This is a genomic window from Rhodococcus sp. ARC_M5 (genome assembly GCF_022810405.1).
GTDB classification, from domain to species: domain Bacteria; phylum Actinomycetota; class Actinomycetes; order Mycobacteriales; family Mycobacteriaceae; genus Rhodococcoides; species Rhodococcoides navarretei.
The window spans coordinates 302,076-315,333 of the sequence record NZ_JALGQE010000004.1 but is presented as its reverse complement, the minus strand read 5'-3'; the positions used below and the strand labels follow the sequence as shown (position 1 = coordinate 315,333).

Here is a 13,258-nt window from a genome sequence, read left to right as displayed (position 1 = left end):
ACCCTATACCGTGGGCTCATGTCTTTCCGCGCCTCGTCCGAGGCAGACCCCACGGCGGGTGCGTCGGTCGCCGGCATGGGGATGGTGACGGCCGGTTCGATGTTCGCGAATGTGGCGGCGTACCTGCTGCAGGTTCTGGCGAGCCGGATGCTCGGGGTCGAGGGCTACGGCGAATTCGCGAGTTTGCTTGCTGCGCAACTGGTTCTCGCGGTTCCGGCGCTGGCGTTGCAGTCCGTTGTTGCGCGTGAAGTGGTGCGCGGTCGCAGTTCTCGTGAACTGCGAACCGTGGGGTATCGGTGTGCGGCGGTGGTGGGGGTACTCGCTCTGGCGCTGGCCCCCGCACTGTCAGCGGCCATGGACATCTCGATGGCGGCGACCGTATCGGCGGTCGTCGCTGCGCCGGTGCTGGTTCTGCTGGCCGCCGAACAGGGCTTGCTGCAGGGACGTGGGCGCTTCGGAGCTCTGAGCGTCGTGCTGGCCGCGGCCGGTGTCGGCAAGGTGGCCCCGGCCGTGTTGGTGTTGCTGCTCGGCGGTGGCCCCGGTTCGGTTCTGTTGGCCACGGCGGCGGGTATAGGCGTGGTGGCGCTCGGCGCGCGGTGGACGGCCGGGGTGCCGGTGGACTCGGTGTCGGAAACCAAGGTGACCGTTCTGGCCGTGCTGCAGGCGTCGCAGGTGCAGTTGGTGTTGATCGCGATGTCCGCGCTGGATCTGGTGCTGGCGCGCACGCTGCTCAGCTCCAACGAGGCCGGGCTGTACGCCGTCGGGGCCGTTGCGTCCAAGGCAGCGTTCTGGTTGCCGCAGGCCGTCGGCGTTGTGCTGTATCCGCGGATGGCGAACCCGCTGCATTCTGCCTCCGCGGTGCGATCGGCGCTGGCCGTCGTCGCGGGGCTGGGCACGGTCCTGGTGATCGGCGGTGCAGTGGCGTCTCCGCTGTTGCCGGTGGTAGTGGGCGATACGTATTCCGGTGTGCAGAACTATGTCTGGCTGTTCGTGCTGCAGGGCGCGTGCCTGGCCGTGCTGCAGAGCGCGTTGCTGTGGGCCATCGCGGGTGAGCGCACTCATCTTGCCTTCGTCGCCTGGTTCGCCCTCGCCGCGGAGGTGTTGCTGTTGCTGTTCGTGGCGTCGACACTCGCGCAGTTCGTCGTCGTCGCCGCAGTTACCGCCGCGGTGACGATGGTGGTGGTGTGCGGGCTGGTGTTGTGGGGAAACCGCGTGGATCGCCAGGGGGTCTGACGAACCTGTTCACACTTCCTCTTGTCGGCTCGAAATACCTTCGGCCGCGGCGGTGAAGTCCTGCACCAATGATCTGGCGTAATCGGGTTCGAGCAAGCCTGTCGACTACGAGACCCGGCCAACGTGACCGCACCGATTCGGGGAGCATTGCTGAGTTGGGTCCCGTCTCCACATAGACGAGTGGCGTGGTTGTGTGCCCTCACGGGCACTCAACCACGCCACTGCGCGGAGCGCATCTACTCCTTGTTGAGGTTCGTCCTCGGAATCTCTTCCGTGCGATCCGTCGTCCAGTCGCGGTTGCTGGACGGTGCGGGTGCTGCTCCGCCTGCGGGGTTCGGTCGCGGCGCGTTGTCGGCCCGTGCAGGCTGACGGTGTCCACCGTTTCCGCCGCGCAGGAGCAGGAACACTCCGGCGATCAGCGAGATGACGCCGAGGATGCCGGCGACGATCGGGACGGTGCGGCCGAAGAGCGAGAGCTGATCCTGGCCGTCCTTGGCCTGCTGGATCTGGTACTCGACCGTGTTCTCGTCGAACGTGATCGGAGCATTGAGGACGTCGACCTCGGGCTGGTCTGCTTCGCGTGCGTAGTACTGGTGGATCTGCTCTTCACCCTTGACGACGACGCCGGTCTCGGGCTCGACCCACAGGGTGCGGGTGTTCTCGTACCAGCGAGTCATCGTGACCGGTTCGGCTCCACCCTCGACACCCCAGGTGTCGGCGGGCAGAGTCACCTTGTTGGTGGGCAGGTTGACCACGGTCGACAGGTCGACCGGGCCGACGGTCTGCTGGTACTGGTACACCGGCGTTCCGTTGAGCTCGGTTGCCTCGACGAAATCGATGTCCTTGGTCGCGCGCGCATTGACGTCGAAGTACGGGTAGCTCTTCTGCTCCGCGTTGAACGGGAACTTGTACTGCAGTCCGGTGTGGGCAACTTCCTCGGCGGGCGCGTCGCCTGCCACCTGAATGGTGCCGATCGGGTTCTCGACGGGCATCGAGGTCTTGCGGTCGATGGTGACGCGGTCGACGCTTGCGGTCAGCAGTCCGGTATCGGCCTGCTTGTCGCTGCGACGCAGAGTCTGGCCGGCCTGCAGGGTCATGATGTCGGCGTCGGAGGGCTCCTCGACGGTGACGAATCGCTGCGAGACGAGCGGAACGTTCTGGTCCACGACGGCGCGACCGGCTGCGAGGGAACTCGCATTCAGCACGCTGCCCTCACCCGTGGAGACGGTGGTGACCTCGAGGTCCAACGGCGTCTTCTCCAGCGCCGACACCGTGTACGTGGGAATGAGGATGGCGGCAACCACCAGGAACGCGCCCAAGCCGATGAGTACGAGGGCAAGTATCCGGCTCGGCCCTGAGCGCTCCGCCATGCTGAATCTCCTTAGTTGACCGCTTCATGGAAGACACCGTGGGCGGAAAACACGTTCGCCCCGACCCGATGCCCGTTTTAGTACGACACGTCGCAGGTGACAGTAACAGTCGACAGTGGCACCGGTCTCGTCTGCGCCGGTTCGACACGGCACACTTGAGACCACCATGAGCACCCAGACCCGTTCGGCAAGCGTTGTCCCGCTTCGTGGGTTCGTACCGTCACTCGAGGGGATGCGTGCCGTCGCGTGCATCGGAATCGTCGTCACCCACGTGGCCTTTCAGACCGGTGGCGCGACGTCGCCGATCCTGGGTCATATCTGGGGAAGGTTCGACCTGACTGTGGCGATCTTCTTCTCGCTGTCGGGATTCCTGCTGTGGCGTCCGCACGCGGCGGCAGCCCGCGGTCATGGGAGTGCCCAGCCGCTCGGCCGCTATTTCCGTTCGCGGTTCGCGAGGATTCTGCCCGGTTACTTGGTCGGCGTGACATTGATCCTGATGTTTCTTCCCGATGCCGGCGGTGACTACCGCGTGTGGCTGGCGAACCTGTCGTTCACTCAGGTGTTCGTGCCGTTGACCCTGACCCAGGGCTTGACGCAGATGTGGTCGCTGTCGGTCGAGCTCGCTTTCTACCTTCTGCTGCCGGTGTTCGCGTGGCTGATGGTGCGCCTGCGCGGTGCGGCCGCCGCCCGCCGTATCCCGGTCATTCTGGGTGCTGCGGTGCTGACGCTGTCGTGGGCGTTCGTTCCGGTGTCGACCCCCGACGGCATTCACCACGACAACTGGCTCCCCGGCTACTTCCCGTGGTTCGCGGCTGGGATGCTGCTCGCCGAGATCTCGGTGGGGCCACCGACCTGGGTGCATCGGTTGGCTCGTCGTCGATTCGTCATGTCGTCCATCGCGGTTGCCGCGTTCGCCGTGTCGGCGACTCCTCTGGCGGGTCCGCAGGGGCTGGTGCGTCCGGCGGCCTGGCAGTTCGAGATCAAGATCCTGCTCGGCGCGATACTGGCCTTCGCGATGCTTGCCCCGCTGATTCTCGCCGAGGACGGTCGCCGGCATCGCTTCCTCGAGCATCCGGTGATGCTGACGCTGGGCCGCTGGTCGTACGGGTTGTTCATCTGGCATCTGGCTGTGCTCGCCGTCGTGTTCCCGGTATTCGGCATCGTCCCCTTCTCGGGCGGGATGTGGTTCGTGTTGCCGGTGACTCTCGCACTGTCGATTCCGGTGGCAGCGGCGAGCTACGCGCTGGTGGAAGACCCTGCTCGACGACGCCTCGCATCCCGCAAGAAAGCGGTCACGGCTTCCGTATCGCACTGATCGCCAACGCGACGATTCCGATCAGCGCGGCCAGCTGCACCCAGTAGGACCCGCCGACGTACCCGTCCGGAGAGCGCCACGGACCCAGCGAGAGCAGCGCTGGAGCCAGCAGAGTGAATCCACCTGCCGTGGAAACCAACACGCGCGACGAGAGCGCGGGACCGTAGCGGCGGTCCAGAACCACCGCGCCGACACCGATCACGGCCACCGCGGCAGCACCGGTGATCCCGGCCAACACGATCGTGGCTCCGAGCAACGCCGCTACTGCGGCCGGAACGCTCTGCCACGGCCGCGGCGGCGGACCGACATCCGGCGCAGTACGCGGCCGACGCAGCGCCGCGAAGAACAGCGGGATCAGTAGCAGCAGCCCACCGAAGATGCCGAGTCGGTACCAACGATCGGTGGCGAAATCCAACGAGATCGTGCCCGACGCCCCGGCCGGAACGATCCAGGCCTGCTGCCACCCGTCGACCACTACCGGGGACAGTTCGACGCCACCGGGAGTGGTTGCGCGCCAACCGCTGTTGTTGCTTTCCGGAATGACGAGCAAGCGATCCTCCGTCGTGGAGGTGAGCGTCACCTCGCGGTGATCGGGGCTCCAGGCGGTGGTTCTCGCGGCCTGCGGCGCCGAGCTCGTCGGCCACTGCGCCGGAATGGGCATGGTGCGCAATCGAATACCGTCGACGAAGAACGACGCTCCCGGCTGCACCACGATGTCCTGGCGTCCCTCGGGTAACGAGACCGGGTTGACGAAGTTCTCGTCGACCGGGATATCGGCGTCGCACACCGAGGCCTTCATGGGCTCGCCGGAACGAAATCGGTCGGCGGTAGCGGTCACCGACGTGCGCACCGTCTGCCCGGTAATGGAGACGATGGGACCGTTGAAGCAGTCCACCGTGATCACGCGATCGCCGTCGTACGGTGCGCCGATCGGTTCGCCAGAAGACAGCGGCGTCACTTCGGCAAAACCCGGTGGTTGAGACTGAATGAAGCCCAACGAGTTTCGGTCCAGGACGCCGTCCCAGTCCACGATCGACAACACGATCCTGTCGGTCACGTACGGTGCCAGCTCGAGGGTCGTCGAGCCGTCGGTGTCGACGTCGCGCACCATCGGGCCGTTGCCGAGGTTGACGGCGACCCGGGTGGGGTGTGCCGGAAGTTCACCGAGGCTGGGGGTGAGTTCGAGCCCGTCCACCAGTGTGGGAGCCGGTAATTCGATGGTCAGGGTGGGGTTGGTGCCGGCTCGATCGGTGATCGACTTCTCCGGCGCGGTCCACGATGTGCGCGGATCACCGTCGGTGGCGGCGAACGCCGAGCCGTGCAGGTCGGCGACGTCCGACGCCCCGCGGGCCAACGGTCGACCCGGTTGTGCCAATAGAGCTTCGAGCTCGGGAGACTGACGGGTCCGCACCGTCAGGTCGGGAATGACCGCGGTGCCCATCGGCACGTCGATCGTGCGGGAGAAGCGCCCCAGTTCCTCGGGCGACTTGGACAGTCCACTGCTGCACCGGATTCGATCCTCGGTGTCGAGGCACCCCGAGCGGCCCGGGAATTCCTGGCCCAGTTCCCAGGCGTCGACGCTCGCTCCGGCCGGAGTCTCGGGCAGCACCGCGCGGTGCACGATCGGTACCGGCAACGGGTTGTCCCGGTCGGAGTAGTCGTCCACCGAGACCTCGCTGATGCCGAACTGGCTGCCCCGGGTTCCGTCGACCGTCGACTTCGCGGTGATGCGCAGCCACGGAGTCTCGCCGCCCGGCAGCGACACCGTCATCGGCTCACCCGGCTCGTCGACGCGCGCCGCCGTCGACCCGTTCGGGGTGGTGATCTCCACCCACTTCACCGGGTCGCCGATCGTCCCCGGGCTGGTGCGCATGTGCAGCAACCCGCCGCGTACCGGGGTATCGAAGTCCAGTTGAAGCCATTGCCCCACAGCACGTTCGATGCCGTTGCTGATCCAGCCGGTGGCCAGGTCACCGTCCACCGCGGCGGCGACACCGCTGCCGGGGGCGCTGCCGCCGATCTGCGTGGCGTCCGAGGCCGAACTCGACGCCGTCAGAGTTGCGCCCTCCCACTCGGCGTTCACCGTCTTCGCCCCGTACACCGGGTAGTCGGACACCTCGTTGAGCGAACGTCGCGGCTCGTCGGCGGCTCGCAGCGCAGAGTTGTGATTGTCGACCTGGCCGAAGTCGGTCTCGCGATTCATCGGGGTGTCGGTCACCGTCACCGAGTCGACGGGTATGCCGGCGGCAGCCGCGTCCGACGCCAGCAGTGTCGGCCCGGCCGGCACGGGAGTGCGAATCCCGCTGTTCCGCAATTCGTTCGAGCGCAGAATCGACTCCGGGCCACCCTGGATCACGGGGACGCGATCGAGGTCGACGGTGTAGGGACCGGACGCGGGAATGTCTGCCGCATCGCCCACAGAATAGATCTCCACAGCCGGATAGGGAGGGCGCAGATCACCGTCGAGAACGACGCCGTCGACCTCACCGGGAGACACGTCCTCACCGAATTCGGCCACCTTCTCGAGTCCCGGCGAACCGTCGAGCACCTGGTGCACCGATGCCGGACGGGTGGATCGGGAGTCCTCGGGATCGAGGTCGTTGCGCACCACGACGTAGCTGATGCCCTGTCCCAGAAGGGTATCGGCCAATCCGGCCGACGGCCGTCCGTCGGCAAAGAGTCGTTGCACGGAGTCCAGTGCGCGGATGGCACCCGGCGGGGTGAGCGGCACGGCGTCGCGCACGGCCCAGGGCGTGGTGGCCAGAGCCTGCAGTGGTTCGTCGCGGGTCAGGCCCCAGGTCTGCAGGGCGAACGGCGCGCCGGGCACGATCAGTGCTCGCTGGGCGTCGGACCCGTCGGAGCTCGACCCCGAGGCATTGTCGGTGAGCCAGTCGGCGGCGTCGTGCCAGTACTGCGGAACGGCCTCGTATGCGCCGCGCGGCGCGAGCTTGCCCGTCCACGCCAACGAGGTGGACAGCGTCAAGGCCACGAGGACCAACGCGGTCACGGCCACCATCGGGTGTTTCTCGGGATGCGCGACGGCCTCGCGCCACTGGGTCCGTGGAGCGGAGCCCGGGAGCGGAACTCGCGCCAACAGGTGAGCCAGGCCCAGCACCAACGGGATTCGAATGACCGGTTCGAGCTTGTGGATGTTGCGCAGCGGTGCGCCTGCGGAATCGAGGAACAATCGGACAGTGGCTGCGAACGGACCGTCCAGATCGCCGACGAACCCGGCACCGAGACCGACGAGTCCGACGAACAGCATGATCGTCAACCGGCCGCGTGCGGGCATCGAGCGCATCGCCAGGCCCGCGATTCCAGCCGCCGCGATCAGGCCCGTCGCGATGACTGCGGCGGGCTGAGTCACCAGAACGGCTCCGGCCACTCGCTCGGGAGAGACGAACGGCGTCCAACTGCCGGTGCCGCGCAGTACCTCGGTCAGCGACGTCCACTGCGTGGTGGTGCCGGACGATTCGATGTAGTCGAGAAACGGTGGCGATACCTTCCCCAGCAACAGCAGTGGAACGATCCACCACAGCGTCGCGAGTACCAGGAAGCCCGTCCACCAACCAGCGAAGACGAACCAACGCCTGTTCGGTCGATGCGTCAGCATCCAGATCACGGCCACCAGAACGGCGGCGGCAGTGGCCACGGCATTGACTGCGCCCATCAACGCCACTGCCAGCGCCGACTGTGCAGCCGGTCGCCAGAGCGCCTGTTTCACGGACTCGGTGTTCAGACACCGCACTATCGGGATCAGCACCCACGGTGCCAGCATCATCGGCATCGTCTCCGAGGAGATCGACGCGAGGGTGGTGATGACTCGGGGCGAGAGAACGAACGCCGTCGCTGCGATCAGCCGGGAGCTGCGGCTGCCGATACCGAGGGCTTCGGCGAGCCGGACGATTCCCCAGAAACCGGCGATGAGCAGCAGCGCCCACCAGATTCGTTGCGTGATCCACGGCGGGATCGACAGTAGATCCCCGCCGGCGAAGAACGCGCCGTGCGGGAAGAAGTAGCCGTAGGCCTGGTTCTGTACCTGGCCGAGCGGCGCTGCACTGTTCCATTGATGGGAGGCGCGCTCGAGAAATCCGAGCGGGTTCTGAGCCAGGTCGTACTTGGTGTCGGCGACGGTGAAGCCGGGGACCTGCAGAAAGGTGAGGAGGAACGCCAGAATCGAGACGCCGAGAAGCCACTTACGGCCGAGCGACTCGGCCGAGATCATCGATTCACGAAAGCGACCAGCGTCAGCGGCTGCCGTACTCAACCTGGTTCAGCAAGGACGAGTCGGCGTTTCCGGAGCGATCGATATCCGGACGAGAATTGTCGGCTGCGGCTGCGGTGACTCCGAACACGACGCCCGCACCCAACACGGCTCCGACGACGGCGGCAATGACACCCGGGACAGCGAACTTCATCTCGGTTCTCCAGTCAGTCGGCTCAGGAAAGAAGCGGGTGAGGTGGACCCCCACGCGGGCATCACGGTATCACTCGCATCCGCCCATCAGGCCGCTGGACGCGTTACTTGCCGGGGGGAACGATCAGGACGGGTCGATGACTGTGTCGTAGAACGTGCTCGGCCACCGAGCTCTGCAGCAACGCACGTAGTCCGGTGGCACCTCGGGTACCGGTGACGATGATGTCGACGTCCATCTCGTCGGCCTTCTCCACTATCGCGCTCCAGATGGCGGTGGTGCATTCGGTGCACTGTCCTTCCACCTTCAGGCCTGCGGCCTCGGCCAGGGCGACGCCCTCACTGTTGGTCACTTTCGCATCGGTGAGCGCGACATCCTCGGCCTCGTCGTCGGGCACCCATTCGGGCTGCATGACCCCGGAGAGGCCGGACATTCGAGCGGCCTGACGGACCATCGGCTCCCACGCGGTGACGACGATCGCTCGTGAGGTGGTGAGAAATCGTCCGGCATAGTCGATGGCGCGTTTGGCGTTGTCGGAGCCGTCGTAGGCAATGAGTATGAGGTCTGCGGTCATGGTTCGAACTCCTCCTCATGTCGCGTTCGTCCAGATTAGCGCCCCCGGTCTGGATCAATGTGGCTTCCAGTCGCTAGGAGTGCAAGAAAGCCACATTGATCCCAACCGGAGGGGTGGCAGCGACACCGACGATCTCGGCTACCGTCGAATCATGCGACTTCGGTTTTCTGTTCGGTCCGCTGCGGTCATGACGGTCGGGGTCGGCCTGTTGGTCTCCTGCTCGAGTGAGTCCACGCAGGTCGCGTCGACGCAGGCTGCGGCCTCTGCGTCGACGACCACCCCGATCGACACGACGGTCCCGCAACCGGTACCGCCCGTCGACGACTGCGTTGCGTTCGTCGATGGATTGTCGGAGCGCCAGCGATTGGCTCAGCTCCTCACCGTGGGAGTCACCGGCACTGCGGATGCGGTGCAGATCATGTCCACCGAACAGGTCGGCGGCATCTTCGTCGGCAGTTGGACCGACGAATCGATGCTCGGCAACCGGGAGGTACCGCAGGTGCTCGACGCCTCCGTGGTGGCACCGATGGTCACGATCGACGAGGAGGGCGGGCGGGTCTCGCGGGTTGCGGATCTGCTGGGAGAGGCACCCTCGGCGCGCGTGCTGGCGCAGACGGTGTCGGTGGACGAGGCGTATCAGCAGGCGTTGACGCGCGGTCGGGGTCTGAAGGACCTCGGGGTCACCGTCGACTACGCCCCGGTGGTCGACGTGAGCGCTCAGCCTGCTGATTCCGTCATCGGCGATCGGTCGTTCTCCGACGATCCGCAGGGCGTCATCGATTATGCGGGGGCCTACGCGCGGGGTCTGGAAGACGCGGGCGTCAAGCCTGTCATCAAGCACTTCCCCGGACACGGTTCGGGTTCGGGCGATTCGCACACCGGCGCGGTGACGACTCCTTCGCTCGACGAGTTGAAGGCCAAGGATCTCCTGCCGTTCGCAGCGCTGAACAGCCCCGGAGTCGGCGTCATGGTGGGGCACCTCGACGTGCCGGGGCTGACCGAGCCAGGAGTGCCCGCGAGTATCAGCCCGGCAGCGATGGCGTTGCTGCGCGACGGCGTCGGATACGGTGCCGCGCCGTTCGACGGCCCGATCTTCACCGACGACCTCAGCGGCATGGCGGCGATCACGGCTCGACTCGGGATCGTCGACGCGGTCGAGGCGGCCCTTGTCGCGGGAGCCGACGTGGCGCTGTGGCTCACCACCGATCAGGTGCCCGCGGTGTTGGACAACCTCGAGGACGCGGTGGCGACGGGACGCCTCCCGGCGGGTCAGGTGGACGAGGCTGCAGCGACGGTTGCCCGGTTCAAGGGGGCGTGCGGGGCCTGATTGCGCGGTACTGGACCTTACTGTGGAGTAACGTCTAGTACTTCGTACGTATTGGAGGGTCCATGGCTGGCGGCACCAAGAGACTGCCCCGCGCCGTCCGCGAGCAGCAGATGCTCGACGCGGCAGTGGATGTGTTCTCCGACAACGGGTTTCATGAGACGTCGATGGATTCGATCGCCAAGAAGGCGGCCATCTCCAAACCGATGCTCTACCTGTACTACGGGTCGAAGGACGAGTTGTTCGCCGCGTGCATCCACCGCGAGGGCGTCAAGTTCGTCGAAGCCCTGACACCCGCTGCAGATCCGACCCTGACGCCGCGCGAGCAATTGCGCAAAGCACTGATCGGCTTCCTCGGCTTCGTCGGCGAGAACCGGAAGTCGTGGATGGTGCTCTACCGTCAGGCGATCGGTCAGCAGGCGTTCGCCTCACAGGTGCAGAGCAGTCGTGATCGGCTGATCGAGCTGACGGCCGGCTTGCTCGCGATGAGTACGAGGGATCCGGAGCAGTCGCAGAACTTCGGGCTGATGGCCGTCGCGTTGGTCGGGGCCGGCGAGGCCGTCGCCGACAGAGTGGCAGGCGGTGAGATAGAGGTCGACGCAGCAGCGGACCTGCTGGAGAACCTGGCATGGCGCGGCCTGGCCGGTAAGAAGACCGCCGCCACCTGAGCTGCCGAACTCGAAGTTATGGACGAAAATCCGAGGAAATCCGAGGAAATCCGTCCATAACTTCGAGTTCGAGCCAATCAGCGCAGGGTTCCCGTCAGATGCGGGTAGCCCTTCTTCGGGTTCTTCAGCGACAGGTCCCACCCGGTACCGACGGCGTCGGCGTAGGCGTTCACCGTCGCGGGCAGGATGATCGGCTTACCGAAGCGGATGCTGTAGTTCACGGCCTCCGGGATTCGACCCTCGACGGTCTGCAGGACGGCTGCTGCGCTCCACATGCCGTGCGCGATGGTCTTCGGGAATCCGAATGCCTTTGCGCCGAGCGAGGATACGTGGATCGGGTTGCGGTCTCCGGAGATGGCCGCATACCGGCTGATGATCCGCTGGTCGACGCGCAGGGTGCGGGTCGGGGGCGGCGGCACCTCGTCGGCGGGCGGTGTTTCACGGGGTCCACCGGACAGTGAGGTCTTCTGCAGGCTCAGGAAGCTCGAGGTCTGCTTCCAGACCAGTTCGCGTCCCACCTTGACCTCACTGATCAGGTCGACCAGCAAGCCCTTGCGGTGCTCGCGCAGGTTCTCCGCATGCACTCGTACGTCCAGCGGCTCGGAGGCCGAGATGCCACGGAACTGCTCGATGACGTTCTCGGCGTGCACCGAGCCGATGGCCGCGAACGGAAAGCCCTTGGACACCATCAGTTTCATCACCGTCGGGAAGACGAGGGTGAAGGGGTAGGTCACCGGGAGCTGATCGCCGAATCGCAACCCTGTCGCGCGGCAGTACCCGGCGAGGTTGTCGGGGTCCACTCGCAGACCCTCGAGTTCGTACACGGTGTTGGGCACCGTGGACGACGTGGATCCGAGGAAGGGCAACGCGCCGAGCGCAGCCGATCTGTAGATCTCGGAGGTCTTGGGCTGCTCCCGGAGCTGGACGACGCTCATGCGCCGAGCAGGCTCTGGCCGCACACGCGTACGACCTGGCCGGTGACGGCGTTGGATGCGGGAGAAGCGAAGTAGGAGACCAACTCCGCGACGTCGACGGTCTCGCCGCCCTGCAGCAGCGAGCTCATGCGTCGTCCGGCCTCGCGGGTGGCGAACGGGATCGCCGCGGTCATCGCGGTCTCGATGAAGCCGGGGGCGACGGCGTTGATGGTGATGTTCTTCTTCGCCAGCACCGGTGCGGACGCGTGGACCAAGCCGATGACGCCGGCCTTGGACGTGCCGTAGTTGGTCTGGCCGCGGTTGCCTGCGATACCGGCGATGGAGGAGACGTCGACGACGCGGCCGCCCTCCTTGAGTGCGCCGGATGCGACGAGCTCGTCGGTGATGCGCTGCGGGGCAGCAAGGTTGACGCCGATGACCGAGTTCCAGCGGGCGTCGTCCATGTTGGCGAGGGTCTTGTCGCGGGTGATGCCTGCGTTGTGCACGATGATGTCGGCGCCGCCGTGACGCTCCAGCAGGTGCTTGCTCAGTACCTCTCCGGCGTCGGGCGAGGTGACGTCGAGGGCCAGCGAGGTGCCGCCGACCTTGTTGGCCGTCTGCGAGAGTGCTTCTCCGGCAGCAGGAATGTCGGCCGCGATGACGGTGGCTCCGTCGCGGGCGAGGACCTCGGCGATGGTGGCACCGATACCGCGGGCGGCTCCGGTGACGACGGCGACCTTGCCTGCGAGCGGCTTGTCCCAGGATGCGGGTGCCTGCGAATCGGCGTCACCGACGGCGATGACCTGGCCGTCGACGAATGCGGACTTGGCCGAGAGCAGGAAGCGGAGGGTGGACTCGAGACCGGAGAGACCGGTCGAGGCGTTGGGGGAGATGTAGACGAGCTGCGCCGTGGCACCGCGCTTGACCTCTTTGCCGACGCTGCGGGTGAAGCCTTCGAGGGCGCGCTGGGCGATGTGCTCGTCGACGCTCGAGGTCTCTTCGGGAGTGGTGCCGATGACGACGACGCGAGCGGACGGTGCCAGGTTGCGGATGACCGGCTGGAAGAACTTGAACAGCTGCTCGAGCTCGGCGACGTTGCCGATGCCGGTGGCGTCGAACACCAGTCCGCCGTGCTTGTCGTCGTGCGGCTGCGACTGCGGGTAGTCCGAGAGCAGCTCACGCAGCGGCTCGACGAGGCGGCCGTTGCCGCCGATCAGAACCGGTCCGGCCAGCGGCGGCTCGCCTGCCTTGTAGCGGCGCAGCTTCTCGGGCTGCGGCAGGCCGGCCTGCTTGGCGATGAAGGCTCCCGGCGCGGACGCGAGGAACGTTGAGTAGAGATCTGGGGCTCCCTTGGAGGCTGCCACTGTCGTACCTTTCATTCAGCGCTGCTCGCTCGAGGAGCGAGGCGCACGACCGGGTGTCGACAACCAACTTACTCGCCAGTA

The 13,258-nt window shown here is 66.4% G+C and carries 10 protein-coding genes; 4 read left to right on the top strand and 6 right to left on the bottom strand.

The window, feature by feature from the left end; all coding sequences use genetic code 11:
* Nucleotides 1-18: 18 nt before the first annotated feature.
* Entirely contained in the window at nt 19-1,233 is a 1,215-nt protein-coding gene (locus tag MTX34_RS08990; protein ID WP_243609159.1) for a polysaccharide biosynthesis protein, read from the top strand.
* 236 nt (nt 1,234-1,469) lie between these two features.
* On the opposite strand, the gene MTX34_RS08985 is transcribed toward MTX34_RS08990, so the two are convergent.
* Nucleotides 1,470-2,603: a DUF3068 domain-containing protein gene (locus MTX34_RS08985; RefSeq protein ID WP_243609158.1), complete on the bottom strand. Its 1,134-nt coding sequence runs from the start codon at nt 2,601-2,603 to the stop codon at nt 1,470-1,472.
* Between the two features lie 166 nt (nt 2,604-2,769).
* On the opposite strand from MTX34_RS08985, the gene MTX34_RS08980 reads away from it, so the two are divergent.
* Nucleotides 2,770-3,918, top strand: a complete 1,149-nt coding sequence (locus MTX34_RS08980) for an acyltransferase (protein ID WP_243609157.1) — start codon at nt 2,770-2,772, stop codon at nt 3,916-3,918.
* Here the strand turns inward: MTX34_RS08980 and MTX34_RS08975 are convergent.
* The 3 genes from MTX34_RS08975 to MTX34_RS08965 form a co-directional block, all read right to left on the bottom strand.
* Nucleotides 3,896-8,143, bottom strand: coding sequence for an alpha-(1->3)-arabinofuranosyltransferase (locus tag MTX34_RS08975; protein WP_243609156.1), 4,248 nt, complete (start codon nt 8,141-8,143; stop codon nt 3,896-3,898). The two genes, MTX34_RS08980 and MTX34_RS08975, sit on opposite strands and share 23 nt — an antisense overlap.
* A 22-nt stretch (nt 8,144-8,165) precedes the next feature.
* The gene (locus MTX34_RS08970) at nt 8,166-8,336 is read right to left on the bottom strand and encodes a DUF2613 domain-containing protein (protein WP_082073827.1); all 171 of its coding nucleotides are present in this window, start codon (nt 8,334-8,336) and stop codon (nt 8,166-8,168) included.
* 103 nt (nt 8,337-8,439) lie between these two features.
* A complete protein-coding gene (locus MTX34_RS08965) occupies nt 8,440-8,907 on the bottom strand; it encodes a universal stress protein (protein ID WP_243595210.1) in 468 nt (155 codons plus the stop codon).
* 151 nt (nt 8,908-9,058) lie between these two features.
* Between MTX34_RS08965 and MTX34_RS08960 the strand changes: the two genes are divergently transcribed.
* Together MTX34_RS08960 and MTX34_RS08955 are read left to right on the top strand one after the other, a co-directional pair.
* Complete coding sequence (locus tag MTX34_RS08960) at nt 9,059-10,234, top strand: glycoside hydrolase family 3 N-terminal domain-containing protein (protein ID WP_243609155.1); 1,176 nt, start codon at nt 9,059-9,061, stop codon at nt 10,232-10,234.
* Between the two features lie 62 nt (nt 10,235-10,296).
* The gene (locus MTX34_RS08955; protein ID WP_032377568.1) at nt 10,297-10,899 is read left to right on the top strand and encodes a TetR/AcrR family transcriptional regulator; all 603 of its coding nucleotides are present in this window, start codon (nt 10,297-10,299) and stop codon (nt 10,897-10,899) included.
* Between the two features lie 77 nt (nt 10,900-10,976).
* Here MTX34_RS08955 and MTX34_RS08950 read toward each other — a convergent pair whose 3' ends face one another.
* Complete coding sequence (locus MTX34_RS08950; protein ID WP_243609154.1) at nt 10,977-11,834, bottom strand: MaoC/PaaZ C-terminal domain-containing protein; 858 nt, start codon at nt 11,832-11,834, stop codon at nt 10,977-10,979.
* The gene (locus MTX34_RS08945) at nt 11,831-13,177 is read right to left on the bottom strand and encodes a 3-oxoacyl-ACP reductase (protein ID WP_243609153.1); all 1,347 of its coding nucleotides are present in this window, start codon (nt 13,175-13,177) and stop codon (nt 11,831-11,833) included. The genes MTX34_RS08950 and MTX34_RS08945 overlap by 4 nt, the downstream gene beginning before the upstream one ends.
* Nucleotides 13,178-13,258 lie beyond the last annotated feature (81 nt).

Bases quoted from the DNA above. Each gene is read 5' to 3' on its own strand.
- MTX34_RS08955 (WP_032377568.1), top strand. From the start codon at position 10,297: ATGGCTGGCGGCACCAAGAGACTGCCCCGCGCCGTCCGCGAGCAGCAG.
- MTX34_RS08965 (WP_243595210.1), bottom strand. From the start codon at position 8,907: ATGACCGCAGACCTCATACTCATTGCCTACGACGGCTCCGACAACGCC.
- MTX34_RS08970 (WP_082073827.1), bottom strand. From the start codon at position 8,336: ATGAAGTTCGCTGTCCCGGGTGTCATTGCCGCCGTCGTCGGAGCCGTG.
- MTX34_RS08960 (WP_243609155.1), top strand. From the start codon at position 9,059: ATGCGACTTCGGTTTTCTGTTCGGTCCGCTGCGGTCATGACGGTCGGG.
- MTX34_RS08980 (WP_243609157.1), top strand. From the start codon at position 2,770: ATGAGCACCCAGACCCGTTCGGCAAGCGTTGTCCCGCTTCGTGGGTTC.
- MTX34_RS08990 (WP_243609159.1), top strand. From the start codon at position 19: ATGTCTTTCCGCGCCTCGTCCGAGGCAGACCCCACGGCGGGTGCGTCG.
- MTX34_RS08975 (WP_243609156.1), bottom strand. From the start codon at position 8,143: ATGATCTCGGCCGAGTCGCTCGGCCGTAAGTGGCTTCTCGGCGTCTCG.
- MTX34_RS08950 (WP_243609154.1), bottom strand. From the start codon at position 11,834: ATGAGCGTCGTCCAGCTCCGGGAGCAGCCCAAGACCTCCGAGATCTAC.
- MTX34_RS08985 (WP_243609158.1), bottom strand. From the start codon at position 2,603: ATGGCGGAGCGCTCAGGGCCGAGCCGGATACTTGCCCTCGTACTCATC.